This is a genomic window from Polynucleobacter sp. Adler-ghost (assembly GCF_018688495.1).
Classification (GTDB): Bacteria; Pseudomonadota; Gammaproteobacteria; order Burkholderiales; family Burkholderiaceae; genus Polynucleobacter.
The window spans coordinates 90,730-115,635 of the sequence record NZ_CP061320.1; the positions used below are offsets into that span (position 1 = coordinate 90,730).

Below are 24,906 nucleotides of genomic sequence, written 5' to 3' on the forward strand. Positions count from 1 at the left end.
GGACTCATGAAAAGCCATAAAACCATTCAAAAATATTTTTCTGCATTGCTATCAAGCTTGATTTTGTTGGCTGGCAGCGCCTCTGCTCAGGCAGTAGATCAGTCCACGCCAGATGGTTTGATTAAGACGGTGGTTTCTGATGTGATGGCTTCTGTAAAGTCTGATCCAGAAATTCAAAAGGGGAATATTCCGCGGATTGTAGATTTGGTAGAAAAGAAAATTGTTCCCTATACCGATATGCGTCGCACTACTGAAATGGCCATGGGCCCTAATTGGAAAAAAGCGACTGCAGAACAGCAGGCTCAGTTAGTTTCTGAGTTCAAAAATTTACTGATTCGTACATACTCTGGCGCTCTAAGCCAACTGCGTGATCAAACAATCCAATTTAAGCCTTTGCGTGCAGCTCCCGACGACAAGGAAGTGGTTGTAAAAACTGTAGTCATTGGTCGTGGCGATCCGGTACCGCTTGATTACCGCCTTGAAAAAACAGCCAATGGCTGGAGGGTCTACGACATGAACATTATGGGTGTCTGGTTGGTTGAGGCTTATCGCAATCAGTTTGCCAATCAAATTAGCCAGAATGGCGTTGAGGGTTTGGTCAAGTTCTTGCAGGATCGCAACAAGCAGCTTGCTGCTGCAAAACCAGCAAACTAAAGACCGAACAAGATCAATCAAAGATAAATATTAGATGCCATTTTTATTACCCACTTCAGTGACGCAAGACAATGTTTTGCAGTTAGAGAAAGATGGCCTCTTAAATCTTGCGACATTAAGAGCAATAGATTGCCGCAATCTCCAGGATTTTGACTCTACCGTGTTAACGGTCTTGTTGGCATGGCAGAAGAAATTACAAGCCGATGGTCAGCAGATTGCCGTGCAAAATGCACCTGAAAAATTAATCGTATTAGCCGGCGTATATGGTGTAGCTCCGTTGCTAGGTTTGTCATAGCATGCACGCCGCAATATCAATTAAAAACGTATCTAAAAATTATGGCGCACTTCAAGCGCTAGATGATATTTCTTTATCTATTGAGCCAGGTGAGTTCTTTGGCCTGCTGGGTCCCAATGGTGCCGGCAAGACAACACTCATATCTATATTGGCAGGTTTAGTTACTGCAGATGGCGGTCACGCTGCAATCATGGGTGCGGATGTTCAAAGTCAATTCCGTGATGCTCGCCGGATGCTGGGCGTCGTGCCGCAAGAGTTGGTGTTTGATCCATTCTTTACGGTTAGAGAAACGCTGCAATTTCAGTCAGGTTATTTTGGGATTCGTCATAACGATGCTTGGATTGACGAGATCATGGCCAATTTGGATCTCACCAATAAAGCTGACAGTAATATGCGTTCCTTATCTGGTGGCATGAAGCGCCGAGTATTGGTGGCGCAGGCCTTGGTTCATCGGCCGCCAGTCATTATTTTGGATGAGCCTACTGCTGGAGTTGACGTAGAGTTGCGGCAATCGCTTTGGCAATTTATTAGTCGTCTCAACCAAGATGGTCATACCATCGTTTTAACAACCCATTACCTTGAAGAGGCTGAGGCATTGTGTCAACGCATTGCCATGCTCAAGCAAGGAAAGATTGTGGCTCTAGATACCACTGCTAATTTACTGAGTCAGCATGGCTCGGTTAAAAAAGATGGTGAAGGTAAGACGGATCTCGAAGATGTGTTTGTCAACATCATGTCGGGAGGTGCTCGATGAAACCTATTTTAAATAAACTACCAATCGCTTATGGGAGTGGTTTTCCAACGCTCTTGCGAAAAGAAATCAAACGTTTTTATAAGGTAGCTTTCCAGACGGTTGCCGCGCCAGTGCTTACTGCTGTTCTGTATTTAATGATCTTCGGACATGTGCTCGAGGGAAAAGAGGTGTATGGCCGCTTAAATTACACGGCCTTTCTGATTCCTGGCTTAGTGATGATGAGCGTGTTACAAAACGCATTTGCTAATACTTCTTCATCCCTCATTCAGTCTAAGGTAACCGGCAACCTAGTCTTTGTCTTGCTAGCCCCTTTTAGTCACTTAGAGTTTTATGCTGCCTATGTCTTGGCTGCAGTGTTTCGTGGAATTGTTGTGGGCGCTGGCGTATTACTAATTACCGCATGGTTTGCCATGCCATCTTTTGAATATCCTCTGTGGATCATGGCATTCGCTTTGTTGGGCGCCGCAATTTTAGGAAGTATGGGTTTAATTGCGGGCATCTGGGCAGACAAATACGATCAATTGGCAGCCTTCCAAAATTTCATCATCATGCCGGCAACAATGCTATCAGGTGTGTTTTACTCCATTCATTCTTTGCCGGCTGCGTGGCAAGTGGTATCGCATTTCAATCCATTCTTTTATATGATCGATGGCTTCCGTTATGGTTTCTTCGGAGTGTCAGATATCTCTCCTTGGAATAGCTTGGTGATTGTTGCCTGCTTTTTTGTCGCAGTCTCAGTTATTGCTTTGCGTTTACTGCAAAAAGGCTACAAGCTTAGGAATTAAGTACGTAAAGCTTGCTTCAAAATTAGCATTTAAGAATATTGAAAAATTAGAAATTAGGAGATTGTGATGTTGCCAACCCCAGAGCAAATTGAAGGCTATATTCAGCAAGGCCTCTCATGTACCCACGTTAATGTTGAGGGTGATGGCCAGCATTTTTTTGCGACGATTGTGAGTCCAGAGTTTGAGGGTAAGCGTTTGATTCAGCGTCATCAATTGGTATATGGCGCTATGGGTGATCGTATGAAGGCGGAGGTGCACGCTTTATCAATTAAGGCATTCACTCCTGAAGAGTTCGCACAAAACACCCCAACTTAAAAATACGACATTAGCTTGTTACTGGAATAGATTCATGGATAAATTACGGATGGTTGGCGGCACCCCCTTGATGGGTGAGGTACTGATTGCTGGCGCTAAGAATGCAGCCCTACCAATCTTATGCGCTTGCTTGCTAACGGATCAACCGATTACTTTGCGTAATGTTCCAGATTTGCAAGATGTGAGAACCATGCTCAAGCTCCTCCAAGAAATTGGAGTAACTGTCACTTTCCCAGACCCCAGCAATCGAAATCATGTAGTGCTTAACGCGGCCAATATTAAGAGCTCTGAAGCAACTTATGAGATGGTCAAAACCATGCGTGCCTCTATTTTGGTTTTAGGCCCATTGCTCGCCAGAATGCATAACGCTAAGGTTTCACTGCCGGGTGGCTGTGCTATTGGCGCGCGTCCAGTGGATCAGCATATCAAGGGCTTAAAAGCTATGGGTGCCACGATCAAGATTAAGAGTGGTTACATCCAGGCAGAAACCAAATCTGCCACAGGTCGCTTGCAGGGTGCTTCCATCTTGACTGACATGATCACCGTAACCGGTACAGAGAATTTATTGATGGCCGCTACTTTGGCTTCAGGCACAACCATATTGGAGAATGCGGCCCGCGAGCCTGAAGTAGGGGACTTAGCTGAGTTGCTCGTCAAAATGGGTGCGAAGATTACCGGTATCGGTAGCGATCGCTTGGTGATTGAGGGGGTTGAAAAGCTCCACAGTGCAGAACATGCTGTGATTGCTGACCGGATTGAAGCTGGCACATTCTTATGCGCAGTTGCTGCTGCTGGTGGTGAGGTGCTGGTTAAGCACTGCCGCCCAGATACCCTAGATGCGGTGATCGTCAAACTCAAAGAAGCTGGCTTAGAAATGGAAGTTGGTCCTGACTGGATCAAGGCTTCCATGAGGGGTCGTCCCAAGGCGGTCAGTTTCCGCACCTCTGAATATCCAGCCTTCCCGACCGATATGCAGGCGCAACTTATGGCAGTGAATGCGATTGCAGAGGGTAACGCCACTATTACTGAGACCATCTTTGAAAATCGTTTTATGCATGTTCAAGAGATGAACCGTCTTGGTGCGGATATTGCAATTGAGGGGAATACGGCAATTGCTCAGGGTGTGGAGAAGCTATCTGGCGCTATTGTGATGGCTACTGATTTGCGTGCTTCTGCCAGCCTAGTGATTGCCGGCTTGGCCGCCCAAGGAGAAACCCAGGTAGACCGGATTTATCACTTAGACCGGGGATATGACCGCATGGAGCAAAAGTTGACCCTCTTAGGGGCTAACATTCAGCGGATCAAGTAAGCCTGATGGATAATTAGTCCATGAAGTTAACTCTAGCCCTGTCGAAGGGGCGCATCTTCGAAGAAACCGCTGAGATCTTATCTAAGATCGGTATTCGTCCACTTGAGGACCCAGAAAAGTCACGCAAACTTATTATTGAGACCTCCAATCCTGAGGTCCGCCTGATCATTGTGCGCGCTTCAGATGTGCCGACCTACGTTCAGTTCGGCGGTGCAGACTTTGGTGTTGCGGGTCTCGATGTCTTAATGGAAAACGGCGCTGATGGTCTCTATGTTCCATTCGATTTGAACATTGCAAAATGCCGTATGTCAGTTGCCGTTAAAGAAGGCTTTGATTACGCAGCAGCTGTAAAACAAGGCTCTCGTCTGAAAGTTGCAACAAAGTACGTGAACTGCGCTCGCGAACACTTTGCTAATAAAGGTGTTCACATTGATACGATTCATTTGTATGGTTCGATGGAGCTAGCCCCCTTGGTTGGATTGGCAGATGCGATTGTAGATTTGGTGTCTACCGGCAATACCTTGCGTGCTAATGGCTTAGTTGAGGTTGAGCCCATTGCTGATATCAGCGCACGCTTAGTGGTTAATCAAGCTTCTTATAAGCGTAAACGTACACAGCTCCAGCCGTTCTTTGAGTTGCTGAAGTAAAGAAAAAATTCATATGTCAGCAGACGTCAAAGTAAAACGCCTTAATAGCAAAGATGCTGGGTTCAAAGAAACGCTACTGTCTAGCCTTTCTTTGCCGATGGCGGATGATGAGGCGATTGATGCTGCGGTAGTCAAAATCTTGGCACAAGTAAAAGCGAATGGTGATGCTGCGGTACTAGATTTCACAAAGCAGTTTGATCGCTTACATGTAGCCAGCGTTAATGAGTTAGAGATTTCTCAAGCAGAATTAAAAAAAGCCTATGACGGTTTATCGGCTGAGCAAAAAAATGCGCTTGATATTGCCGCGCAGAGAGTGCGGGCTTATCACGAGAAACAAAGAATTGAAGCAGGTTGTCACTCTTGGGAGTATGAAGAGGCTGATGGCACACGCTTAGGTCAAAAAGTTACCGCCTTAGATCGTGTTGGCATTTACGTGCCAGGTGGTAAAGCGGCTTACCCCTCTTCTGTTCTGATGAATGCGATTCCCGCAAAAGTTGCTGGTGTTAAAGAAGTCATCATGGTGGTGCCTACTCCAGATGGCGCTCGCAATGCTTTGGTCTTGGCTGCTGCCTACTTATCCGGTGTTGATCGCGTCTTTACGATTGGTGGTGCGCAAGCAGTTGGTGCTTTAGCTTATGGCACGCAGACTATTCCTGCGGTCGACAAAATTGTTGGCCCTGGTAATGCCTATGTAGCAGCCGCTAAGCGCAGAGTATTTGGTACCGTTGGTATCGACATGATTGCCGGCCCATCAGAAATTTTGGTTCTCTGTGATGGCTCCAGTAATCCCGACTGGATTGCAATGGATTTGTTTTCTCAAGCGGAGCACGATGAATTAGCGCAATCTATTTTGCTTTGCCCGGAAAAGCAATTTATTGAACAAGTGCAAAATAGTATTAACAAGCTATTGCCTGAGATGCCGAGAAAGAAAGTGATTGAAACATCACTTACCAATCGCGCTTTATTGATTCAGGTAAAAGATATGGGTGAGGCCTGTGAGATTGCCAATGCTATTGCTGCTGAGCATTTGGAGATTTGTGCTGCTGAGCCGCGCAAGTGGGCTGAGTTAATCCGTCATGCTGGCGCCATCTTTATGGGCAACTACACTAGCGAATCTTTGGGTGATTATTGCGCAGGCCCAAATCATGTCTTACCAACAGCACGCACAGCGCGTTTCTCATCCCCATTAGGCGTGTATGACTTCATTAAGCGCTCGAGCATGATTGAAGTAAGTGAAGCAGGCGCTCAAACCTTAGGTGCTGTTGCTAGCACTCTCGCACACGGTGAGGGCTTAACAGCTCATGCCCGCGCTGCTGAGATGCGCCTAAAGAAATAATTTAAGCGCTAGCTAAAATTTCTTTCAGGGCGGCAATCAATTCATTCGTTTGATCATCGGTGCCGATAGTGATGCGTAGAAATTCTTCAATGCGTGGCGACTTGAAGTGGCGCACAATCATTCCACGATCGCGTAAAGATTGATAGAGCTTTGCTCCAGTATGTTTCGGATGACGCGTAAAAATAAAGTTCGCTGTTGATGGCAAGGTATCAAAGCCCAATGAAGCCAATTCAGAAACTAAGCGCTCGCGAGTTTGAATCACTTTTTTACTCGTCGATTCTAAATGGGCTTGATCTTGTATTGCAGCAATTGCCCCTGCTTGAGCTAAGCGACCTAGCGGGTAAGAGTTAAAACTATTTTTTACACGCTCTAGACCTTCAATGAGGGCTGGATGCCCCACTGCAAATCCAACGCGAAGTCCTGCTAGGGCGCGAGACTTAGATAAAGTATGTACGACTAAGAGGTTTTCTGGGCAAGCACTACCGCGTAGAAGTGGAATACAAGACTCAGTGCCGTAATCCACGTAGGCCTCATCGATCACCACTACGGAATCTGTATTTCTGCTAACTAGGACTTCGATATCTGAACGGGGGATAGCTCGACCGGTTGGGGCATTGGGATTGGGGAAAATAATTCCGCCATTAGGAGTTTTGAGGCCCTGGGTTTGGATCTCAAAATTAGAACCTAGGGCCACTGTTTGGTAGTCAATGCCAAATAACTTGCAATAGACCGGGTAGAAGCTATAGGTGATATCTGGAAATTGGACTGGTTTAGCTTGTTTTAGCAGGCCTAAAAATACGTGGGCCAGAACCTCATCGGAGCCATTGCCTAAAAACACCTGCTTTGGGTCCAGCCCATGTAAATCGGCAATGGCTTGTTTAAGAGCAGCTCCTTCAGGGTCTGGATAAAGTCTTAAATCATCGGTATTTTGCTGATTTATGGCTGCTAGGGCCTTAGGGGATGGGCCATAAGGGCTCTCATTCGTATTGAGCTTTACCAGCCGCGCCATCTGCGGTTGCTCCCCAGGAACATAAGGGGTCAGGGTCTGAACAACGGGGCTCCAAAAGCGGCTCATGAGGGACTCTAGTCAAAAATCAGCAAAAGTGAATAAACGCTAGTAATCAAAATCAGCATTTATATCTGTATTAGGAATGATATTATGAGGCTTCAATCAACACTTCGCCTCGCGGCGTACTGAAGCATGCGGCAAGCCGACGTTACCCGAAATACTTCGGAAACCAAAATTCAAATTGCTATCAATTTAGATGGCACAGGTAAAGCTGAGCTGGCCTCAGGCGTACCTTTCTTGGACCATATGCTGGATCAAATTGCCCGTCACGGCATGATTGACCTCAAAGTAATCGCAAAAGGCGATACCCATATTGATGACCACCATACCGTTGAGGATGTAGGAATTACTCTGGGACAAGCGTTTGCTAAGGCAGTTGGCGATAAAGCGGGTATTACCCGCTACGGCCACTCCTACGTCCCTTTAGATGAAACCCTGTCTCGCGTAGTGATCGACTTTTCTGGTCGTCCAGGGCTGGAGTTCAACGTGCCATTTACCCGTGCACGCGTGGGCGACTTTGATGTGGATCTGAGCATCGAGTTCTTCCGTGGTTTTGTAAACCATGCTGGAGTCACTTTGCATATTGATAACTTACGTGGCATTAATGCTCACCACCAGATTGAAACCGTGTTCAAGGCCTTTGGCCGCGCATTACGTATGGCTTTAGAGATTGATCCACGCGCATCCGGTGTTGTTCCTTCCACTAAGGGCAGCCTCTAATCTAGAAAATTTCTAGCATTGAGTAGAAGACTGTCAAAAAACTACAGAACATAGGCAAACCATTGGCGCAAACCATTGCGATCGTTGATTACGGAATGGGTAACCTACGTTCCGTATATCAGGCCTTTCATCATGTGGCACCCGATGCCAATGTTCTGATCGCGCACACTCCTGAAGAAATCCTCAGCGCAGAGCGAGTAGTCCTTCCAGGTCAGGGTGCTATGCCTGATTGCATGAAACATCTAGAAGAGTCGGGCTTATTGGAAGCCTTGCTTGATGCCGCAAAAAATAAGCCTTTATTAGGTGTTTGCGTAGGTGAGCAGATGCTGTTTGATCAAAGTGCTGAAGTACGGGTAAATTCCAGTAGGGCCTGGACCCCTTGCTTGGGGTTGATTCCGGGTGAAGTGCGGCGTTTTGAGTTGGCCGGCAAACTGCAGTCAGATGGTTCCGCCTATAAGGTTCCCCATATGGGCTGGAATCAGGTTCGTCAGGATCGCCAGCATCCGCTTTGGAGTGGTATTCCGGATTTGACCAGTTTTTATTTTGTGCATAGTTATTTTGTTGTGCCGCAGCGTAAGGAAGATGTTGCCGGCTCAACAGAATATGGCGATTGGTTTACTTCTGCTGTTGCAAGAGATAATATTTTTGCAACACAATTTCATCCAGAAAAAAGTGCAGAATACGGATTAAAGCTCTACAAAAATTTTGTTTCTTGGCAACCTTAATACTTCTCTAATCTACCGCTATGCTGCTCATTCCCGCGATTGACTTAAAAGATGGCCACTGTGTTCGACTCGAACAAGGTGACATGGATAAAGCCACTGTGTTTTCTGAAGATCCAGGCGCAATGGCTGCGCATTGGATTAGTAAGGGAGCGCGTCGTTTACATCTGGTGGATTTGAATGGCGCATTTGCCGGAAAGCTCAAAAATGAATCTGCTATTAAATCTATTTTGAAAGCAGTGGGTGATGAGATTCCAGTTCAGCTAGGTGGCGGTATTCGTGATCTTGAAACTATTGAACGTTTATTAGATGACGGCATTAGCACGGTAATTATTGGCACTGCTGCAGTGAAGAGTCCTGGCTTTGTACAAGATGCTTGCACTGCTTTCCCAGGCCAGATCATGGTTGGCTTAGATGCGCGGGATGGCAAAGTGGCAACCGATGGCTGGAGCAAGATTACGGGTCATGAAGTCATCGACCTTGCAAAGAAATTTGAAGATTACGGTGTCGAAGCCATCATCTATACCGACATTGGTCGCGATGGCATGATGAAGGGTATCAATATGGATGCCACGATTAAATTGGCCCAAGCTATTCGGATTCCGGTAATTGCTAGCGGTGGCTTATCTAATAACCAAGATATTGAAGCTCTGTGTGAAGCTGAAGCTGAAGGCGTTATGGGTGTCATTGCTGGGCGCTCAATTTACGCTGGTGATTTAGATTTAACTGCAGCGCAAAAATATGCTGATGAGTTAACTCTCAAGTTTGCCAAGAAAATTATCTAAAGTGCTGACCAGTGCTAACTAAAAGAATTATTCCTTGCCTTGATGTCACGGCAGGGCGCGTTGTTAAAGGCGTGAACTTTGTTGGTCTGCGTGATGCAGGTGATCCAGTAGAGATTGCTCAGCGCTACAACACTCAAGGTGCTGATGAGCTTACCTTTTTAGACATTACTGCTACCTCTGATGGCCGTGATCTGATACTGCATATTATTGAAGATGTTGCCTCCCAAGTATTTATTCCTTTGACTGTTGGCGGCGGTGTGCGTGCAGTAGCGGATGTGCGTCGTTTACTCAATGCGGGTGCTGATAAGGTCAGCATGAACTCTTCTGCAGTGGCCAATCCAGATTTAGTTTCTGATGCGGCTGCGTATTACGGTTCACAGTGCATCGTAGTAGCCATTGATGCTAAAAAGACTGAAGCGGGTAATTGGGAGGTCTTTACCCATGGCGGTAGAACTGCTACCGGCATGGATGTAGTTGCATGGGCATCTGAAGTTGCCAAACGTGGCGCTGGAGAAATTCTGCTCACCAGCATGAATCGCGATGGTAGTAAAGATGGTTTTGATCTAGAGCTAACTGCAGCTGTGAGTGATGCGGTAAGTGTTCCGGTTATTGCTTCTGGTGGCGTTGGTAATTTACAGCACCTGGTCGATGGTATTACCAAAGGCCATGCCGATGCAGTTTTGGCAGCAAGCATTTTTCATTATGGTGAATACACTGTAGGCCAGGCAAAAGAATATATGGCGAGCCAAGGCATCCCTGTTCGTATTTGAGTCCAGATAGATCTACTAAGAAAATAATCCTAAGATGACCATCAAAAATACCTTTACTCCAATTGAGTCTCTAGAGGCGGGAGCATGGCTTGATACCGTTACTTGGAATGAGCAAGGTCTAGTTCCAGTAATTGCTCAGGAAGTTGGTAGTAAAGACATCTTGATGATGGCCTGGATGAATCGGGATGCGCTATTGGCAACACTGCGCTTGGGCGAGGCAGTGTATTGGACCCGCTCAAGGCAAAAGCTATGGCATAAGGGTGAAGAATCTGGCCACACCCAAAAGGTAAAAGAAATCCGTCTCGATTGTGATGGCGACACCATTTTGCTCATGGTTGAGCAAAAAGACGGTATTGCTTGCCATACTGGCGAGCACAGCTGTTTTTTTCTGCGGTGGGATTCTGGTAAGTCTGCCTGGGTAGATGAGTCTAAGGGTCACAATTAAGACCCTAAGAGTCTCTACGGCAATAAAAGACATAAAATCACTTTATGACTAGTCCAGCACAAAACCCTACTAATTTAGATTCCGCTTTGGCTCATTTGGCCGATGTGGTGGATCAGCGACGTGATGCGTTCAAGGCTGGGGAGGTAGATCCCAAGACTTCATATACTGCTTTGCTCTTTTCGAAGGGTGATGATGGGATTTTGAAGAAAATTGGTGAAGAGGCTACTGAAGCGGTGATGGCGGCTAAGGATGCGCGTAACTCCAATCTAGATCCTGAACAGCAAAAGCTCTTGGTAGGTGAGATGGCTGACCTTTGGTTCCACTGCTTAATTGCGCTCTCCCAGTTTGGCTTGCGTCCAGAGGATGTTGTAGCTGAGCTCAATCGTCGTTTGGGCACTTCAGGAATTGAAGAAAAAGCCGCCAGAAAAGCGGCCAATAAGGAGTAATTGATGGCGCATGACCCTAATTGCCTGTTTTGTAAGATTTCCCAAGGATTAATCCCATCTCAGAAGGTCTATGAAGATGAAGAAATCTATGCTTTTAAAGATATCAACCCAGCCGCACCCGTACATTTTTTGATGATTCCTAAAAAACATATCCCCATGCTGGAGTCTGCAGAAGTGGCAGATGCTCCATTGCTAGGTAGAATGATGGAATTAGCACCGCGTCTAGCCAAAGAGCAGGGTTGCCGTCCCGGAAAAGATGGTGGCTTTAGATTGGTGGTGAACAATGGTGCAGATGGTGGGCAAGAGGTTTATCACTTGCATTTGCATGTGATGGGCGGTCCGCGCCCCTGGAAAAAATAGTCCGAGGAGATTAAAAATGGGTTCATTTAGCATTTGGCATTGGTTGATTGTTTTGGTAATCGTGATGTTGGTATTTGGTACCAAAAAATTGCGCAATATCGGTACAGACTTAGGTGGGGCTGTAAAAGGTTTCAAAGACGGTATGAAAACGCCTGAGGGCACTGAAGAGTCGCAAGATAAAGCCAAGGAACAAATTCAGAGCGCTACTGCATCAACAGAGAAAACTGTGGATGTTCAGGCAAAAGACATCAATAAATAATTGTTGATAGAAATAATGCGCAGCTGCAATGATTGATCTCGGAGTTTCAAAGCTTGCACTTATTGCAGTAGTTGCATTGGTGGTGGTTGGTCCCGAACGTCTTCCAAAAATTGCCCGTATGGCGGGTAATTTATTCGGACGTGCTCAACGCTATATGGCGGATGTCAAATCTGAAGTTAGCCGACAGATGGATGTTGAGGAGTTCAAGAAACTCCGTGAAGAAAGTGTCTCCGCCCTTAAAGATGTTGAGAGCTCACTTCAGTCTACCGTTCAAGAGGCGGGCGCCAATCTAAGTGATCAAGCCGACATCTTTGAAAATAATTTCACCAGAGCACCTCTTGACGAAAAAGAGGTGCTTCGTAAATCGATACGCCAAGGCCGTAAGAGTTGGGGTGTCAGGCGTGCAGCCAGGCCAGTTTGGTTTAAGCATTCCACTGGGATGCGTACAAGAGTGCAATCTGGTGCAGCTCGCATGAAGCGCTTTCACCATAGCGCTAATAAGTAAGCAATAAAAGCATAAAAACTACAAGAATACAAACATCCACGCATGACTGAAAAGAACTCAACAGAAGATTCCGGCCTACAAGAATCTTTCTTGTCTCATTTATTTGAGTTACGTGATCGCATTATTAAGTCTGTACTAGCAATCATTGTGGTGTTTGTCTGCCTTGTTTATTGGGCGCCAGATATCTTTCATTTGTTTTCGCAACCACTGTTAAATGCCTTGCCCTCTGGTGGCAAGATGATTGTGACCGATGTGACGGGTTCATTCTTTGTGCCGATGAAGGTCACCATGTTGGTAGCTTTTTTAATTGCACTGCCCGTTGTGATGTATCAATTGTGGGCTTTCATTGCGCCGGGGCTGTATCAGCATGAGCGCAAACTGATTGTGCCTTTGGTGGTGAGTAGCTATAGCCTCTTTATATTTGGCATGGCATTTGCCTACTTCTTAGTATTTCCGACGGTGTTTGAGTTTATGGCTAGCTATAACGCTCCTTTGGGCGCGGAGATGTCAACGGATATTGATAAGTACCTTGGCTTTGCCATGAATACCTTCCTAGCTTTTGGACTTACTTTTGAAGTGCCCGTTGTAGTTGTGGTTTTAGTACGTATGGGTATGGTTCCATTGGCAAAGCTTAGAGAGATTCGCCCCTATGTCATTGTGGGGGCATTTGTGGTCTCTGCCATCGTTACGCCACCCGATGTTCTCTCACAATTGCTACTAGCAATTCCGATGACTCTGCTTTATGAATTAGGACTTTTGATTGCGCGCTTTTATGTGCCAAAACCGTCAGATGATGACTCTGATACAACTACAAAGCCAGATACTCAAGCTACGACTTGATTTTGTCCGAAGGTGCTAGCAAGCCACTCCGTTACTCGATCAAATCGATAACGCCTTTGTCTTAGATTTCCCTCCAAGTCTGCATCGCTACTCGCAAACACTTTTCCCGCTGCAAGCAATGAGCGACGCTGCTGAGTGGTATCAATCTGAATTAATCTAGGCAGAATCTTTGGCAGCTCATGGCGAATATCGACAACGACACAATGTTCATGTTGTAGTTGACCGACTTCACACAGTAACAACTCTGCTTTGCTCAAGTTAAATTGGTTGGCAACAATGAGTCGGTGGCATAGCAAGATCCACTCCTCATCTAATTGATGCTCTGCATGATGATTTAACGCTTTTTCAGCATAAGTGGCCAATTCAAACCAATCATTATTCTTGGGGCTGGCAACATTCTCTAGAACTTTACTGAGTAATTCTTTTGCTTCGGGCACACCTTGTTGGTGAGCTTGCCAAATCCAATAGGAAGCTTGAAGTCCGCGTACCTTCTCTTCTACTTTTTCACGTTTGCGCCAGAGGTTCGCACCTCTTCTAAATTGAGCCACAGGATGACCCAAATCAGCTGCGCGATCAAAGCACCGATCACTTTCACTGGCGTTATATCCAGAGAATTGTGGGCGACGATAAATCTCACCAAGTGCAAACCAGGCATCTCGATCACCATCTTTTGCTGCAAGCCCTAACCAGTAAGCCGCTTTCTTAAGAGATGCATTCGATTTGACGCCGCTAGCCCCAATCGAATCTTTCGTATCAGAACCCACTTCATTCAATTGAGCAAGACGTAAACCCAAGGTGAGTTTTGCAATCGTCAGTCCGAGTTCTGCTGCCTGTACTAGCGCACCTTCGTTCTTTTCTGAGAGCCAAGCGCTCCACAGGGAGGAGAGTGCTTCATCTTTAGGTTGGAGCTTAATCAAAAGCTCTTTAGCTAAATTGGTGAAGGGTGTTTCTGATTCCGCTAGCTGAAGTAGAAATTCTTTTGCAGTTTTTTGTAGGGCGGATAAATCGAGATCACTCTCCTGCTTTAAGAGCCACTCAGCAAGCTCTCCTTGAAGCACTTTTTTACTGGGATCAAGCAGTAGTTCAGCAAGTTGCCATTTCGCAGCATTGCTGACATTGATATCTGCTTTAGCTAGCCTCCAGAAAGATTCCCAGCCAAAAGAAAAGGCTGGTGAATTAAAGGTGAGCCCCAGTGGAACTAAGGAAATTTGCTTCAAAATTCCCAGCATTTTTGGGGGGAATGCATCTATCTCCGGAACTTCACTAGCACCTTCGCTGGAATCGTTAACCACTTGATTTGTAATGGATAAATAGGATTTCTCTAGCCAAATCAATGCATTAGCTGGCTGAATTGGAGTCTTCAATGCCCCTGTTAAATAAGCAGAGGCTAAATTTTGTTGTGCGGATACATCACCTAATCGAGCAGATTGAAGGATTTTTAAGAACTCACGGCTTGCCATATGACAATTTTGGCATCTAAGCCCCTAAAAAGACAGAAATCAAAGTCCTTGTTGCCCTGATACAACGAAGAAAGCCAAAAAACTGCCTTTCCACAAGCAAAAACAGCCTCTAAATGCCCTGACCCCCAACCTAATAGGGTAAAACAAGCAAAATTCACAAGTCCCGAATTTATTTGGGCATTACTTTCAATTTATGGAGATTTAAAGAATGAAAAAATCGCTACTAGCAGTTGCAGCAATCGGCGCGTTTGCGTCAGCAGCTCAAGCTCAGTCATCAGTGACTGTTTACGGTATCATTGACGCAGGCTTTGTATCTAGCAGCTCAACAGCTGCAGGTCCTGGTGCTGCAATTAACAACAGCGCCACAGCAGCTACTGCTGCTGGCAGCCAAGGCAATATTGTTTCCAAGACTCAAACTAGTGGTTTTGCTGGCGGCGGCGAAAGCACCGGTCGTCTCGGGTTCAAGGGTAATGAAGATTTAGGTGGTGGTAACACTGCATTCTTTACAGTTGAAATGGCACTATCCCCAGACTCATCCACTAGTATTTCCTCGACCAATGCAACCTCAAATCGTCAATCATTTGTTGGTCTAGGTAAAAAAGGACTTGGTCAAGCATCTATTGGTATGCAATACACCCCTATTCATGAAGCTGTTTCAGCTACCGATGCTGGTGGTACCAATAACGTAAATGGTAACGTGATTTATGATCGTACAGGCGGTTATGGCTCACAACAAATCGTGGCGGGTGGCGGTGTTTCAGGTCAGGCTGGATCTGGTATGTCTACGAATACTTCCTATACCGTTCGTAGCTCAAACGCCTTAGTTGTAAAATCAGAAAATTTTGCAGGCTTTAATTTAAAAGGCTTGTTGGTAGCTTCTGGAAAAGACTCAAGTCAGGCTACAGTTACTACATCAACCAAAGCTTACGGTGTAGGTGCTGACTATAACTGGAATAAATTGTTAGTTACAGCAAACTATCAAACATTCCTAAGTGAAGGCGTACCAAGTGGATACGATGTTCCAGCTACATTTTCAGCTGGTTACAACGGCGGTGTTTCTACTCCAGGCACCAATGCACGTGACACACAACAGTACTATGCAGCAACTTATGACTTTGGTATTTTAAAGGCATATGCTCAGTACGTTGCTCGTAAGGTTGTTTACACAAACAATAACAATATTTTTACAGAGAGAACTGCTCAGCAGATCGGTGTACGCTCTAGCTTGACGCCTACTATTACTGCTTGGGCTTCTGCTGGTACTGGTAGCATGAACAACACTGGTGCTAATGGTCCAAAGGCTGCATTTAATGGTTGGCAACTTGGTTCAGATTATGCCTTAAGCAAGCGTACTAATTTGTATGCTATTTATGGACAAACTGCCACAAGAAATGCCGCAACTGGCCTCTACTCAGCTAGCGCTGCTGCAGCTGCGTCAAATGCTCTTTACTCTGCACAGACTAGCTACAACGCTTCAAGCTATGCAATTGGTGTTCGCCACACTTTCTAATTTGACGCTAGCGTAAGCTAGAAAAAATTAGTTTGGCATTAAATAAACCCACTGGGGAAACCCAGTGGGTTTATTCTTTTGTGTAAACGCATTAGAAGACTATTACACTATTGATTGAGTTTCGCGTGTTCCTAAAATAAGTTTAGTTTTTACACGCTGTGGTGTTAGCCAAACCTATGCTTGCATGCCTATGATGCTTGTTTTGCGGCGGCCGTTTAATGACTTCTGTGATGCGCATGTAACACCTCTACAAGAAGGCTGACGACATTGCCAGCGCCAAAAAGAGTATGCAGTATTTTGGTTGCTATAACAGCGTGCTCTGTACCAACCAAACTTAAGGGTACCAGACCACTTGACCTAATGATATCTTATTAAGCTATCACGAATTTCTCTCAATAAAAGCACATCTTCTGGTGTGGGTGCTGCCGCTGGGGCATCAATGGTTCTTACTCTATTGACGACTTTCACCATTTGGAAGATTACAAACGCCAACAGGATGAAGTTAATAGAGATGGTGATGAAGTTGCCGTAGGCAAAGATGGGTACTCCAGCTTTCTTGAGGGCATCAAAGGTTCTAGGAACCCCTGCAGGGATATTGCCTAAGACTAAAAATAGGTTTGTGAAGTCAATATGACCTCCCAAAAGGGTGGAAATCACAGGCATCACGATATCATTTACGAGGGAATCCACAATTTTCCCAAAAGCTCCGCCAATAATCACGCCAACCGCCAAATCAATGACATTTCCCTTAACCGCAAAGACCCGGAATTCCTTTAAAACAGTCATAAATACCTTTCATTTTGCTTGGATCGGGATTAACTCAAAATTAACCCCATAACTTTGATGAATACTCCATTTTTACTTTAAAATCTCTCCTTTAAGTATTTTTACCTATAAATGCTCTTTTCGAGGAATTTTGTAAATGAGTGACAAGCCCAGTATGGATAAGGATCGCCGTAATTGGTTGATCGCCACTTCAGCGGTCGGCGGTGTTGGTGCGGCCGCAGCCCTTTACCCTTTTGTGGACAGTTTTCAGCCTTCTGAGCGCGCCAAGGCCGCTGGAGCCGCTGTTGAGATCGATATCTCTGGTATGCAGCCAGACGAAATGCGCATGGTTGAGTGGCGCGGTAAGCCAGTTTGGGTAGTTCGCCGTACTCCTGAACAAGTTGCCGAGCTTTCCAAGATTGATGCAGAGCTTGCAGACCCTGATTCTTTAAGGGATCCAGCTCAATTTACCCCGCCTTATGCCCAGAATCAATGGCGCTCAATTAAGCCTGAATATATGGTTGTAGTTGGTATTTGCACCCATTTGGGATGCTCCCCTACGCCTAAGTTTGAGGCAGGTCCCCAACCTTCTTTGCCAAACACATGGCAGGGTGGTTTCCTCTGCCCATGTCATGGTTCAACCTTTGATATGGCCGGCCGCGTATTTAAGAACAAACCAGCCCCAGACAATATGGAAGTACCGCCACATATGTATTTGAGCGACACCAAAATTCTGGTTGGCGAAGATAAGAAGGCCTAAGGAGAAATAAATGGCATTTCAAGAAAAAGAAGTCCCAGCAAACGCTTCCGTCGCAGTGAAGTTAATGGCTTGGGTGGATTCGCGTTTACCGGTGACAGATGCATTTAAGCGTCACATGAGTGAGTATTACGCTCCTAAAAACCTGAATTTTTTCTATATTTTTGGCGCACTAGCGATTGTAGTTTTGGCAATCCAGATCATTACCGGCATTTTCTTGGTAATGAACTACAAGCCAGATGCAGCGAAGGCTTTCGAATCTGTTGAATACATCATGCGCGAAGTACCATGGGGTTGGTTGATCCGCTACATGCACTCCACTGGCGCCTCAATGTTCTTTGTAGTGGTTTACATGCATATGTTCCGTGGCTTGATCTACGGTTCATATCGCAAGCCACGTGAGCTCATTTGGATCTTTGGTTGCGCAATCTTCTTGTGCTTGATGGGTGAGGCGTTCTTCGGCTACCTACTCCCATGGGGTCAAATGTCCTATTGGGGCGCTCAGGTGATCGTAAACTTATTCTCTGCAATTCCATTGATTGGTCCAGACCTTTCCTTATGGTTGCGTGGTGACTACGTAGTAGGCGATGCAACACTCAATCGCTTCTTCGCATTCCACGTGATTGCTATTCCATTGGTATTAATTGGATTAGTTGCAGCTCACATTCTTGCATTGCATGAAGTGGGTTCTAACAATCCAGACGGCGTAGAAATCAAAAATACATTAGATGCAAATGGTCATCCGGTGGATGGCATTCCATTCCACCCTTACTACAGCGTTCATGATGTGATGTACCTTGGTGGCTTCTTGATCATTTTTGCCTCGATTGTTTTCTTTGCCCCAGAAATGGGTGGATATTTCTTGGAAGCGAATAACTTCATTCCAGCAAATCCATTTGTTACTCCGACGCACATTGCACCGGTTTGGTATTTCACGCCGTTCTATTCAATGCTACGCGCAACAACGTCTAACTTCTTACTGCCGTTATGGATTTTCTTGGCAGTGATTTTGTCGATGTTCGCCCTGAAGTCTAATGATCTCAGAGTCAAAGGCGCATGTGTAGCAATCGCCTTGGTATTGGCTGCCGGTTTCTATGCCTTTGATGCGAAGTTCTGGGGTGTTGTGATTATGGGTGGCTCCGTTGTGATCCTCTTCTTCCTGCCATGGTTGGATCATTCTCCGGTGAAATCAATTCGTTACCGCCCACAGTTCCATAAATATATTTATGGCATCTTTGTCTTGACCTTTGTGATCTTAGGTTATTTGGGTATCGAGCCGCCATCACCAGTATTTGAAAAGATTTCTCAGATTTGCACTATTTATTATCTGGGCTTCTTCTTGGCGATGCCTTTCTGGAGCAAGCTTGGTACGTTCAAGCCAGTTCCAACTCGCGTTACTTTTAAGTCCCATTAATTCAGATATCCGAGAAATTAGGAACTAGTATGAAACGAATTCTGCACACTGTCATGGGCGTCTGCCAGGCGACAGCCTTGATTGCCACCCTTGGTTTTGGTTTAAATGCAAATGCAAGCGAGGGTGGTTTCCCATTGGAGACTGCACCAAATCGCGTTAGTAATAATGCTTCTTTGCAAAACGGCGCCAAGATATTTGTGAATTATTGCCTGAACTGCCATTCAGCTACTAGCATGCGTTATAGCCGCTTACGTGACATTGGTTTGACAGATCAGCAAATCAAAGATAACTTGATCTTGTCGGATGCTAAAGTTGGTGACTTGATGACTATCTCCATGTCACCTAAAGACGGCAAGGCTTTCTTTGGTAAAACTCCACCAGACTTGTCAGTAGAAGCGCGTGCGCGTGGTACGGATTGGCTCTATACCTACTTCCGTACTTTCTACAAAGACGACACCACTCAAACCGGGTGGAATAACTTAGTGTATCCAAACGTTGGTATGCCTCATGTTCTCTGGCAGTTGCAGGGTGAGCGTGCTGCAAAGTTTGAAGAGCGTCCAGACCCACATGATGCAAGCCGTGTAGAGAAAAAGTTTGTTGGATTTGAGCAGTTGACTCCAGGAACAATGAAGTCGCAAGAGTACGACGATAACATTGCTGACCTAGTTGCCTTCATGTCATGGATGGCTGAGCCAGTACAACTTGAGCGTAAGCGTTTGGGTGTGATCGTGTTAATTTTCTTGGCAATTTTCACGTTGGTAGCTTCGCGTTTGAATAAGGCTTACTGGAAAGACATTCACTAAGCCAAGGTTTTTAAGAGTTAAAGTCGCAGTTGTTTGTGCGTTTGTTGTATTGAAGTAGATATTTAAGGAAATAAATTTATGATGGTGTTGTACTCGGGCACAAACTGCCCATTCTCGCAACGCTGCCGTCTGGTGCTTTTTGAAAAAGGCATGGACTTTGAAATTCGTGATGTGGACTTGTTTAACAAGCCAGAAGACATCTCGGTCATGAACCCTTACGGCCAAGTTCCAATCTTGGTCGAACGTGATTTGATTTTGTATGAGTCAAACATCATTAATGAATATATTGATGAGCGATTTCCTCATCCGCAATTGATGCCGCCTGATCCTGTTGCTCGCGCACGCGCACGTCTATTCCTCTTCAATTTTGAAAAAGAGTTGTTTGTGCATGTAGCTGCATTAGAGAATGAAAAAGGTAAAGCAGCTGAGAAGGCTCATGAAAAAGCACGTTTAGCTATTCGTGATCGCTTAACTCAGCTTGCACCCATTTTTGTGAAGAACAAATATATGCTGGGTGAAGAGTTTTCTATGCTGGATGTAGCAATTGCTCCTTTATTGTGGCGTTTGGAGCATTACGGTATTGATCTCTCGCGTAATGCAGCTCCTCTCTTGAAATACGCTGAGCGTATTTTCAGCAGACCTGCCTACATTGAAGCATTGACTCCATCAGAAAAGGTAATGCGTCGCTAAGCGGCTCATTACTCAGGCTAGCAGAATAAGCATGTCTGATATCCCAAGCAACAAACCGTACCTAATCCGTGCCCTACATCAGTGGTGCACGGATTTTGGTTTTACGCCCTTCATGGCGGTCTTTGTGGACTCTAGCGTTGAAGTGCCTATGGAGTTTGTAAAGAAGGATGAAATCGTTTTAAATCTCTCTCTTGAGGCCTGCCATCAACTGAATTTGGATAATGATTGGATCAGCTTTCAGGCAAGATTTGGCGGAGTCCCAAGAAAAATTATGGTTCCCGTAAGCCATGTTTTAGCAATCTATGCACGAGAAAATGGTCAGGGCATGTCCTTTCCCTTTGATGCTAGTCAGGCCGGCAAACTTAAAGAAGGCGCTCCCGAGAATGCTGAAAAGCCTAAAGCCAGCCGACCTGCCTTGACGATTGTGAAATAGGTTAAAATATTTACCGTTGCCCCTTTAGCTCATCTGGTAGAGCAACTGATTTGTAATCAGTAGGTGGTCTGTTCGAGTCGGACAAGGGGCACCAAAATTCCAAACCTAAGTTCTCACGAGCTTAGGTTTTTTCAATTCCGGGACCTGTATTCAAGTACTTTGCAGGTCACCTAATTGAGTAGGTTCGCTCTTCTAGTTTCGGGTAAGTAAATTATTGCTACGACTGCCCCGCCAGCCAAGAAAACAGTTGGATACCAAAGCCCCGCAAGATTGCTTTCCCAGTGCTGATTCAGCCAGGTCACAACAAATGGTAAAAGCCCACCTATCCACCCGGCAGCTAGATTGTGCGGAAGTGTGGCTGCGCTATTTCTAGTTTTAGCTGGGAATAGCTCTGCAAGTAGGGCTGTTTGTGGGCCCACTACCAGTGCAAGGATTGCTGATAAGCCAATCAAGACTCCAGCTATCAATAAGATAGATTTGCTATTACTTTGTAGTAAATAAAACGCCGGCAGTATTAGTGTGGCGCCTAAGATAAGGCCACTAACAACCACAGGTTTTCTGCCAATCTTGTCTGAGAGCCATCCCGCAAATACTGTCAAAGGCAATAACGCAACTGTTGCATAGACACTGAGCTGATCTACTAACTGAGGGGCAAGCCTTACGGTAGTCTTTAGGAAGACCGAGGTATAAACCTGTACACAGAAAAACAGTACTGCACCACCAGCAGAGATGCAGAAGAAAAGTAAAAACATTCTCTTTCTGGTTTCTGGATCTTTCAGGTTGTCGCGCAAAGGACTTTTAGACTTGGCCTCTGTTTTACTGAGTTGCAAATAGATCGGCGTCTCTTCTAGAGCCATGCGGGCTTTAAATGAGATCAGCAGGAGAATAAGTGAAACCCAAAATGGCACACGCCAGCCCCAGGATAGAAATTCTTCTTGGGTAAGATAGGTTTGTAGCAAGGCAATTTGGAGTGTGGATACCAAGATGCCAAGTGGCCCCATGAGTTGTAAGAAGCTGGTCTTAAAGCCTCGATTGGTATCTCCAGCATGTTCCGTTAGATAGACCGCACTGCCCCCAATTTCTCCTCCTGCCGAGAGGCCTTGAAGTAGTCTGAGGCTCACGAGCAAAATCGGTGCCCAGATTCCAACCTGAGCATAGGTCGGCAAAAAGCCAACGCACACCGTAGCAATTCCCATCAGGGTAATCGTGATCATAAAGACGGGGCGCCGCCCAATAAGATCGCCAATACTGCCAAATATCGCTGCTCCAATGGGCCTGACCACCATGCCAACACCAAAGGTTGCTAGGCTGGCTAACAAGGCCGTACTAGGATCGCTTGAGGGAAAAAAGAGGGGGCCAAAAACGACTGCAAGAGTAGCAAAGGTCAGAAAGTCATACCACTCAAGAAAGGTTCCAAAGCAAGCTGCAATAGCTACTTTTCTATAGGAGGGTGATGAGGTCTGTGTTTCTGATGCGTGCGTAGCTGTCAATTTTTATTCAGAGTCGGTTGACGATTCAATGAGGGGCGCAGATAAGTTTTTACTAGGCTTAACACCGAGCTCACGCACTTTTTCTGCAGAACGAATCAGGTTGCCTTTACCAGATTTCAGCTTATTAAAGGCATCGTGGTAACTTGTTTGTGCTTGATCTAGACGTTGACCTAGTTTTTCAAGGTCATCAACAAAGCCAACAAATTTGTCATAGAGCGTTCCACATTGTTTGGCAATTTCTAGAGCATTGCGATTTTGGTGATCCTGGCGCCAGAGATGCGCAACAGTTCTAAGGGTGGCCATCAAAGTACTTGGGCATACGAGCACAATATTCTTGGCTAGTGCCTCTTGGTACAAATTCGGTGCTGTCTTCAAGGCTAGCAGGAATGCAGGCTCAATGGGCACAAACATCAATACAAAGTCTACCGAGCCAATGCCATACAAAGAGCTGTAGTTCTTACTTGAGAGTCCTTGAATGTGTTGGCGAAGGGACTGAATATGAGCGGCTAATTCTTGCTCTGAGACTGTCGGATCAGTTGCTTCTGCATGACGTGAATACGCAGTGATGGAAACCTTGCTATCAACTACCAAGCTTCTACCCTCTGGTAGTTTAACTACTACGTCAGGTTGAAGACGTGAGCCATCAGTTTGCGTATGGCTATCCTGAACTAGATACTCTTCGCCCTTTCTTAAACCTGAAGACTCTAGGATAGACTCTAAAACCAGTTCACCCCAATTACCTTGCACCTTAGAATCGCCCTTCAGTGCTTGGGTCAGCGAACGTGTCTCATCTGACATGCGTAAATTCAGATTGGCTAGACGCTCGATCTCGCTCTTGAGGGCAAAACGCTCACGTGCCTCGTTACCGTAGGAAGTATTTACCTGCTCTTTAAATTCCGAAAGCTTAGTTTGTAGCGGCTTTAGAAGAGCATCTAAACTAGCAACGTTTTGTTCGGTAAAGCGCTTAGACTTATCTTCCAAAATTTCATTGGCAAGATTTTTGAATTGACTAGTCAGCGCCTCTTTAGCCTCATTGAGGGATTCAATTCTTCCTAAGCCCTGTTTACGCTCGGAGTCTAGTGCTGCCTCAAGTCTAATAGCATTCTGTAATGCCTGGTCTTTCTCTAATCGTAAGCTGGTAGTGAGCGCAGCATCATGTTGAATTTGTTGTTCAGCTCTAGTGAGGGCTGAGCGTAAATTGAGCGCATAGACTAAAAGGCCTGCACATAAACCCAATGGCAGGCCAAATAGTAAAAGAGAGCTTAAGTCAAAAGTCACAAATATGAGCTATGCAGATTTTGTGAAATTAGCCTTGTACAAGTTTTTTCAACTCACCGCTTTGGAACATCTCAGTCATGATGTCTGAGCCACCAATGAATTCACCATTGATGTAGAGCTGAGGAATAGTTGGCCAGTTAGCAAATTCCTTAATGCCCTGACGAATTGCCTCATCTTCCAAAACGTTAACAGTATGAAGATTCTCCACGCCACTAGCGCGCAAAATATTGATCGCGTTACCGGAAAAGCCGCATTGCGGAAATTGGGCATTGCCCTTCATAAACAATACAACAGGATGGCTAGTAACGATTTCTTGAATTTTTGCTTGAGTATCCATATTTTTCCCTGAATTTATGCCATATAAAGATAATGATTTACTGCTAATAGTGAGCTAATTTTAAGGCTATCTTAAGAAAAGGGTTAATCCCCTTTGATGGTTTTAGAGTCTTTTTCGTCCAGAAGCTACTCGGCAGTGGCCTGCCAAATCGAGATGCTCCTGCACGTCTATTAAACCTGCAACTTTCATAAGCCCCATCACGGCCTCAGATTGATCAAAGCCATGCTCGACGGCAATGAAGCCGCCCGGTTTTAGGTATTGATCTGCACCTGCAATAATGCTTTCTAAGCAGCTCAACCCGCTAGCGTAATCAGTCAGGGCGGATACAGGCTCAAAACGGAGATCCCCTTGAGTGAGGTGGGGGTCTTGATGGGCGATGTAGGGCGGATTACTCACAATCACATCAAATTGACTTGGTTCGGTCAGGGCTGCATACCAACTACCTAGTAAAAACTGGACTTGATCTAAGAGGCTCAAAGAATGCGCATTTTGCTTTGCAATAGCCAGAGCTTCGGTCGATTGATCTGTTGCAATCACTGATGCGAGGGGCGCAGCGCTTGCGATAGAAAGTGCAATAGCACCAGAGCCGGTGCCCAAATCCAATACTCTTGGGTGTTTTTTAAGTTTGGCAATTTCAGTAAGGGCAATCTCTACGAGGAGCTCAGTTTCTGGGCGGGGAATAAGTACCCCAGGACCAACCTGTAACTCGATATTGTGAAAGTCCTTCTTGCCTAAGATATACGCAATAGGTTCTCCTAGAGCTCTTCTGGAAACTAGTCTTTCCCATTCCAGAAAAGCTTGCTCATTCAAACTCATATCATCACGAGACAGTAGGGCAGAGCGGGGGAGTTGGTAGTGCTTCTCTAGGATGTGGGCTAGCAATATCCGCGCTTCATTCGCTGGCAATGCGCAGTTGCTTATTAATTCGCGTAAGGGCGGACTGGCGCTCATCC

General features: G+C 45.6%; 31 protein-coding genes and 1 tRNA gene. 25 read left to right on the forward strand and 7 right to left on the reverse strand.

Translation table 11 applies throughout. The annotated features are described in order from the left end of the window. Positions 1-6: 6 nt before the first annotated feature. The 8 genes from ICV89_RS00525 (at position 7) to hisD (ending at position 6,095) form a co-directional block, all read left to right on the forward strand. Positions 7-654: a phospholipid-binding protein MlaC gene (locus tag ICV89_RS00525; RefSeq protein WP_215308727.1), complete on the forward strand. Its 648-nt coding sequence runs from the start codon at positions 7-9 to the stop codon at positions 652-654. 34 nt (positions 655-688) lie between these two features. Continuing rightward, positions 689-949: a lipid asymmetry maintenance protein MlaB gene (locus tag ICV89_RS00530; protein WP_215308729.1), complete on the forward strand. Its 261-nt coding sequence runs from the start codon at positions 689-691 to the stop codon at positions 947-949. A gap of 1 nt (position 950) precedes the next feature. Further along, the gene (locus ICV89_RS00535; protein WP_215308731.1) at positions 951-1,703 is read left to right on the forward strand and encodes an ABC transporter ATP-binding protein; all 753 of its coding nucleotides are present in this window, start codon (positions 951-953) and stop codon (positions 1,701-1,703) included. Continuing rightward, positions 1,700-2,488 carry an ABC transporter permease gene (locus tag ICV89_RS00540; RefSeq protein ID WP_215308733.1) on the forward strand — a complete coding sequence of 263 codons (789 nt, stop codon included), beginning with the start codon at positions 1,700-1,702 and terminating at the stop codon, positions 2,486-2,488. Before ICV89_RS00535 ends, ICV89_RS00540 begins: the two co-directional genes overlap by 4 nt. Before the next feature lie 66 nt (positions 2,489-2,554). Further along, positions 2,555-2,803 (forward strand): BolA family protein, encoded by a 249-nt coding sequence (locus ICV89_RS00545; RefSeq protein ID WP_215308734.1) that lies wholly within the window; start codon positions 2,555-2,557, stop codon positions 2,801-2,803. 34 nt (positions 2,804-2,837) lie between these two features. Continuing rightward, the gene (gene murA, locus ICV89_RS00550) at positions 2,838-4,112 is read left to right on the forward strand and encodes a UDP-N-acetylglucosamine 1-carboxyvinyltransferase (RefSeq protein ID WP_215308736.1); all 1,275 of its coding nucleotides are present in this window, start codon (positions 2,838-2,840) and stop codon (positions 4,110-4,112) included. Between the two features lie 20 nt (positions 4,113-4,132). Beyond that, on the forward strand, positions 4,133-4,759 hold the full coding sequence (gene hisG, locus ICV89_RS00555; protein ID WP_215308737.1) for an ATP phosphoribosyltransferase: 627 nt from the start codon (positions 4,133-4,135) through the stop codon (positions 4,757-4,759). A 13-nt stretch (positions 4,760-4,772) separates the two neighbouring features. Next, positions 4,773-6,095: a histidinol dehydrogenase gene (gene hisD, locus ICV89_RS00560; RefSeq protein WP_215308738.1), complete on the forward strand. Its 1,323-nt coding sequence runs from the start codon at positions 4,773-4,775 to the stop codon at positions 6,093-6,095. A gap of 1 nt (position 6,096) precedes the next feature. Here hisD and hisC read toward each other — a convergent pair whose 3' ends face one another. Further along, positions 6,097-7,170, reverse strand: coding sequence for a histidinol-phosphate transaminase (gene hisC, locus ICV89_RS00565; RefSeq protein ID WP_215308740.1), 1,074 nt, complete (start codon positions 7,168-7,170; stop codon positions 6,097-6,099). A gap of 126 nt (positions 7,171-7,296) precedes the next feature. Here hisC and hisB point away from each other — a divergent pair, with 126 nt between their 5' ends. The 10 genes from hisB (at position 7,297) to tatC (ending at position 13,016) form a co-directional block, all read left to right on the forward strand. Further along, positions 7,297-7,884 (forward strand): imidazoleglycerol-phosphate dehydratase HisB, encoded by a 588-nt coding sequence (hisB, locus tag ICV89_RS00570; RefSeq protein WP_215308741.1) that lies wholly within the window; start codon positions 7,297-7,299, stop codon positions 7,882-7,884. Positions 7,885-7,946: 62 nt separating this feature from the next. Next, complete coding sequence (gene hisH / locus ICV89_RS00575; protein ID WP_215308743.1) at positions 7,947-8,609, forward strand: imidazole glycerol phosphate synthase subunit HisH; 663 nt, start codon at positions 7,947-7,949, stop codon at positions 8,607-8,609. Positions 8,610-8,629: 20 nt separating this feature from the next. Further along, positions 8,630-9,391, forward strand: coding sequence for a 1-(5-phosphoribosyl)-5-[(5-phosphoribosylamino)methylideneamino]imidazole-4-carboxamide isomerase (gene hisA / locus ICV89_RS00580; RefSeq protein ID WP_215308744.1), 762 nt, complete (start codon positions 8,630-8,632; stop codon positions 9,389-9,391). A gap of 11 nt (positions 9,392-9,402) precedes the next feature. Continuing rightward, on the forward strand, positions 9,403-10,161 hold the full coding sequence (gene hisF / locus ICV89_RS00585) for an imidazole glycerol phosphate synthase subunit HisF (protein ID WP_215308746.1): 759 nt from the start codon (positions 9,403-9,405) through the stop codon (positions 10,159-10,161). Between the two features lie 34 nt (positions 10,162-10,195). Beyond that, positions 10,196-10,606 (forward strand): phosphoribosyl-AMP cyclohydrolase, encoded by a 411-nt coding sequence (gene hisI, locus ICV89_RS00590; RefSeq protein ID WP_215308748.1) that lies wholly within the window; start codon positions 10,196-10,198, stop codon positions 10,604-10,606. A gap of 44 nt (positions 10,607-10,650) precedes the next feature. Then, the gene (locus tag ICV89_RS00595; protein WP_215308750.1) at positions 10,651-11,052 is read left to right on the forward strand and encodes a phosphoribosyl-ATP diphosphatase; all 402 of its coding nucleotides are present in this window, start codon (positions 10,651-10,653) and stop codon (positions 11,050-11,052) included. Positions 11,053-11,055: 3 nt separating this feature from the next. Next, positions 11,056-11,412, forward strand: coding sequence for a histidine triad nucleotide-binding protein (locus ICV89_RS00600; RefSeq protein WP_215308751.1), 357 nt, complete (start codon positions 11,056-11,058; stop codon positions 11,410-11,412). Positions 11,413-11,428: 16 nt separating this feature from the next. Then, positions 11,429-11,671: a Sec-independent protein translocase subunit TatA gene (gene tatA / locus ICV89_RS00605; RefSeq protein ID WP_215308753.1), complete on the forward strand. Its 243-nt coding sequence runs from the start codon at positions 11,429-11,431 to the stop codon at positions 11,669-11,671. 28 nt (positions 11,672-11,699) lie between these two features. Further along, positions 11,700-12,176 (forward strand): Sec-independent protein translocase protein TatB, encoded by a 477-nt coding sequence (gene tatB, locus ICV89_RS00610; protein ID WP_215308755.1) that lies wholly within the window; start codon positions 11,700-11,702, stop codon positions 12,174-12,176. A 42-nt stretch (positions 12,177-12,218) separates the two neighbouring features. Further along, a complete protein-coding gene (gene tatC / locus ICV89_RS00615; protein ID WP_215308757.1) occupies positions 12,219-13,016 on the forward strand; it encodes a twin-arginine translocase subunit TatC in 798 nt (265 codons plus the stop codon). Here the strand turns inward: tatC and ICV89_RS00620 are convergent. Further along, a complete protein-coding gene (locus tag ICV89_RS00620; protein ID WP_215308759.1) occupies positions 13,001-14,476 on the reverse strand; it encodes a tetratricopeptide repeat protein in 1,476 nt (491 codons plus the stop codon). The two genes, tatC and ICV89_RS00620, sit on opposite strands and share 16 nt — an antisense overlap. A 208-nt stretch (positions 14,477-14,684) precedes the next feature. On the opposite strand from ICV89_RS00620, the gene ICV89_RS00625 reads away from it, so the two are divergent. Further along, on the forward strand, positions 14,685-15,986 hold the full coding sequence (locus tag ICV89_RS00625) for a porin (protein ID WP_215308761.1): 1,302 nt from the start codon (positions 14,685-14,687) through the stop codon (positions 15,984-15,986). A gap of 357 nt (positions 15,987-16,343) precedes the next feature. Here the strand turns inward: ICV89_RS00625 and mscL are convergent, their stop codons facing one another. After that, positions 16,344-16,772, reverse strand: a complete 429-nt coding sequence (mscL, locus tag ICV89_RS00630) for a large conductance mechanosensitive channel protein MscL (RefSeq protein ID WP_215308763.1) — start codon at positions 16,770-16,772, stop codon at positions 16,344-16,346. 136 nt (positions 16,773-16,908) lie between these two features. Here mscL and petA point away from each other — a divergent pair, with 136 nt between their 5' ends. From petA to ICV89_RS00660, 6 genes are all read left to right on the forward strand, one after another. Continuing rightward, positions 16,909-17,511, forward strand: coding sequence for a ubiquinol-cytochrome c reductase iron-sulfur subunit (petA, locus tag ICV89_RS00635; RefSeq protein WP_215308765.1), 603 nt, complete (start codon positions 16,909-16,911; stop codon positions 17,509-17,511). A 10-nt stretch (positions 17,512-17,521) separates the two neighbouring features. After that, a complete protein-coding gene (locus tag ICV89_RS00640; RefSeq protein WP_215308767.1) occupies positions 17,522-18,922 on the forward strand; it encodes a cytochrome bc complex cytochrome b subunit in 1,401 nt (466 codons plus the stop codon). A 53-nt stretch (positions 18,923-18,975) separates the two neighbouring features. After that, on the forward strand, positions 18,976-19,725 hold the full coding sequence (locus tag ICV89_RS00645) for a cytochrome c1 (RefSeq protein ID WP_251370927.1): 750 nt from the start codon (positions 18,976-18,978) through the stop codon (positions 19,723-19,725). 78 nt (positions 19,726-19,803) lie between these two features. Then, entirely contained in the window at positions 19,804-20,415 is a 612-nt protein-coding gene (locus tag ICV89_RS00650; protein WP_215308771.1) for a glutathione S-transferase N-terminal domain-containing protein, read from the forward strand. A gap of 31 nt (positions 20,416-20,446) precedes the next feature. After that, the gene (locus tag ICV89_RS00655) at positions 20,447-20,848 is read left to right on the forward strand and encodes a ClpXP protease specificity-enhancing factor (RefSeq protein ID WP_215308773.1); all 402 of its coding nucleotides are present in this window, start codon (positions 20,447-20,449) and stop codon (positions 20,846-20,848) included. Between the two features lie 18 nt (positions 20,849-20,866). Continuing rightward, positions 20,867-20,942: transfer RNA gene (locus ICV89_RS00660), tRNA-Thr, on the forward strand. A gap of 76 nt (positions 20,943-21,018) precedes the next feature. Here the strand turns inward: ICV89_RS00660 and ICV89_RS00665 are convergent. The 4 genes from ICV89_RS00665 to prmC form a co-directional block, all read right to left on the reverse strand. Then, a complete protein-coding gene (locus ICV89_RS00665; protein WP_215308775.1) occupies positions 21,019-22,338 on the reverse strand; it encodes an MFS transporter in 1,320 nt (439 codons plus the stop codon). Positions 22,339-22,341: 3 nt separating this feature from the next. Next, positions 22,342-23,616, reverse strand: a complete 1,275-nt coding sequence (gene rmuC, locus ICV89_RS00670) for a DNA recombination protein RmuC (protein ID WP_215308777.1) — start codon at positions 23,614-23,616, stop codon at positions 22,342-22,344. Positions 23,617-23,644: 28 nt separating this feature from the next. After that, positions 23,645-23,953, reverse strand: a complete 309-nt coding sequence (grxD, locus tag ICV89_RS00675; RefSeq protein WP_215308779.1) for a Grx4 family monothiol glutaredoxin — start codon at positions 23,951-23,953, stop codon at positions 23,645-23,647. 102 nt (positions 23,954-24,055) lie between these two features. Then, positions 24,056-24,904, reverse strand: a complete 849-nt coding sequence (gene prmC, locus ICV89_RS00680) for a peptide chain release factor N(5)-glutamine methyltransferase (protein ID WP_215308781.1) — start codon at positions 24,902-24,904, stop codon at positions 24,056-24,058. Between the last annotated feature and the right edge of the window lie 2 nt (positions 24,905-24,906).

What these genes read in the sequence shown, in the direction of transcription:
- ICV89_RS00525 (WP_215308727.1), top strand. Translation starts at nt 7, where the DNA reads ATGAAAAGCCATAAAACCATTCAAAAATATTTTTCTGCATTGCTATCA.
- ICV89_RS00530 (WP_215308729.1), top strand. Translation starts at nt 689, where the DNA reads ATGCCATTTTTATTACCCACTTCAGTGACGCAAGACAATGTTTTGCAG.
- ICV89_RS00535 (WP_215308731.1), top strand. Translation starts at nt 951, where the DNA reads ATGCACGCCGCAATATCAATTAAAAACGTATCTAAAAATTATGGCGCA.
- ICV89_RS00540 (WP_215308733.1), top strand. Translation starts at nt 1,700, where the DNA reads ATGAAACCTATTTTAAATAAACTACCAATCGCTTATGGGAGTGGTTTT.
- ICV89_RS00545 (WP_215308734.1), top strand. Translation starts at nt 2,555, where the DNA reads ATGTTGCCAACCCCAGAGCAAATTGAAGGCTATATTCAGCAAGGCCTC.
- murA (WP_215308736.1), top strand. Translation starts at nt 2,838, where the DNA reads ATGGATAAATTACGGATGGTTGGCGGCACCCCCTTGATGGGTGAGGTA.
- hisG (WP_215308737.1), top strand. Translation starts at nt 4,133, where the DNA reads ATGAAGTTAACTCTAGCCCTGTCGAAGGGGCGCATCTTCGAAGAAACC.
- hisD (WP_215308738.1), top strand. Translation starts at nt 4,773, where the DNA reads ATGTCAGCAGACGTCAAAGTAAAACGCCTTAATAGCAAAGATGCTGGG.
- hisC (WP_215308740.1), bottom strand. Translation starts at nt 7,170, where the DNA reads ATGAGCCGCTTTTGGAGCCCCGTTGTTCAGACCCTGACCCCTTATGTT.
- hisB (WP_215308741.1), top strand. Translation starts at nt 7,297, where the DNA reads ATGCGGCAAGCCGACGTTACCCGAAATACTTCGGAAACCAAAATTCAA.
- hisA (WP_215308744.1), top strand. Translation starts at nt 8,630, where the DNA reads ATGCTGCTCATTCCCGCGATTGACTTAAAAGATGGCCACTGTGTTCGA.
- hisI (WP_215308748.1), top strand. Translation starts at nt 10,196, where the DNA reads ATGACCATCAAAAATACCTTTACTCCAATTGAGTCTCTAGAGGCGGGA.
- ICV89_RS00595 (WP_215308750.1), top strand. Translation starts at nt 10,651, where the DNA reads ATGACTAGTCCAGCACAAAACCCTACTAATTTAGATTCCGCTTTGGCT.
- ICV89_RS00600 (WP_215308751.1), top strand. Translation starts at nt 11,056, where the DNA reads ATGGCGCATGACCCTAATTGCCTGTTTTGTAAGATTTCCCAAGGATTA.
- tatA (WP_215308753.1), top strand. Translation starts at nt 11,429, where the DNA reads ATGGGTTCATTTAGCATTTGGCATTGGTTGATTGTTTTGGTAATCGTG.
- tatB (WP_215308755.1), top strand. Translation starts at nt 11,700, where the DNA reads ATGATTGATCTCGGAGTTTCAAAGCTTGCACTTATTGCAGTAGTTGCA.
- tatC (WP_215308757.1), top strand. Translation starts at nt 12,219, where the DNA reads ATGACTGAAAAGAACTCAACAGAAGATTCCGGCCTACAAGAATCTTTC.
- ICV89_RS00620 (WP_215308759.1), bottom strand. Translation starts at nt 14,476, where the DNA reads ATGGCAAGCCGTGAGTTCTTAAAAATCCTTCAATCTGCTCGATTAGGT.
- ICV89_RS00625 (WP_215308761.1), top strand. Translation starts at nt 14,685, where the DNA reads ATGAAAAAATCGCTACTAGCAGTTGCAGCAATCGGCGCGTTTGCGTCA.
- mscL (WP_215308763.1), bottom strand. Translation starts at nt 16,772, where the DNA reads ATGACTGTTTTAAAGGAATTCCGGGTCTTTGCGGTTAAGGGAAATGTC.
- petA (WP_215308765.1), top strand. Translation starts at nt 16,909, where the DNA reads ATGAGTGACAAGCCCAGTATGGATAAGGATCGCCGTAATTGGTTGATC.
- ICV89_RS00640 (WP_215308767.1), top strand. Translation starts at nt 17,522, where the DNA reads ATGGCATTTCAAGAAAAAGAAGTCCCAGCAAACGCTTCCGTCGCAGTG.
- ICV89_RS00645 (WP_251370927.1), top strand. Translation starts at nt 18,976, where the DNA reads ATGGGCGTCTGCCAGGCGACAGCCTTGATTGCCACCCTTGGTTTTGGT.
- ICV89_RS00650 (WP_215308771.1), top strand. Translation starts at nt 19,804, where the DNA reads ATGATGGTGTTGTACTCGGGCACAAACTGCCCATTCTCGCAACGCTGC.
- ICV89_RS00655 (WP_215308773.1), top strand. Translation starts at nt 20,447, where the DNA reads ATGTCTGATATCCCAAGCAACAAACCGTACCTAATCCGTGCCCTACAT.
- grxD (WP_215308779.1), bottom strand. Translation starts at nt 23,953, where the DNA reads ATGGATACTCAAGCAAAAATTCAAGAAATCGTTACTAGCCATCCTGTT.
- prmC (WP_215308781.1), bottom strand. Translation starts at nt 24,904, where the DNA reads ATGAGCGCCAGTCCGCCCTTACGCGAATTAATAAGCAACTGCGCATTG.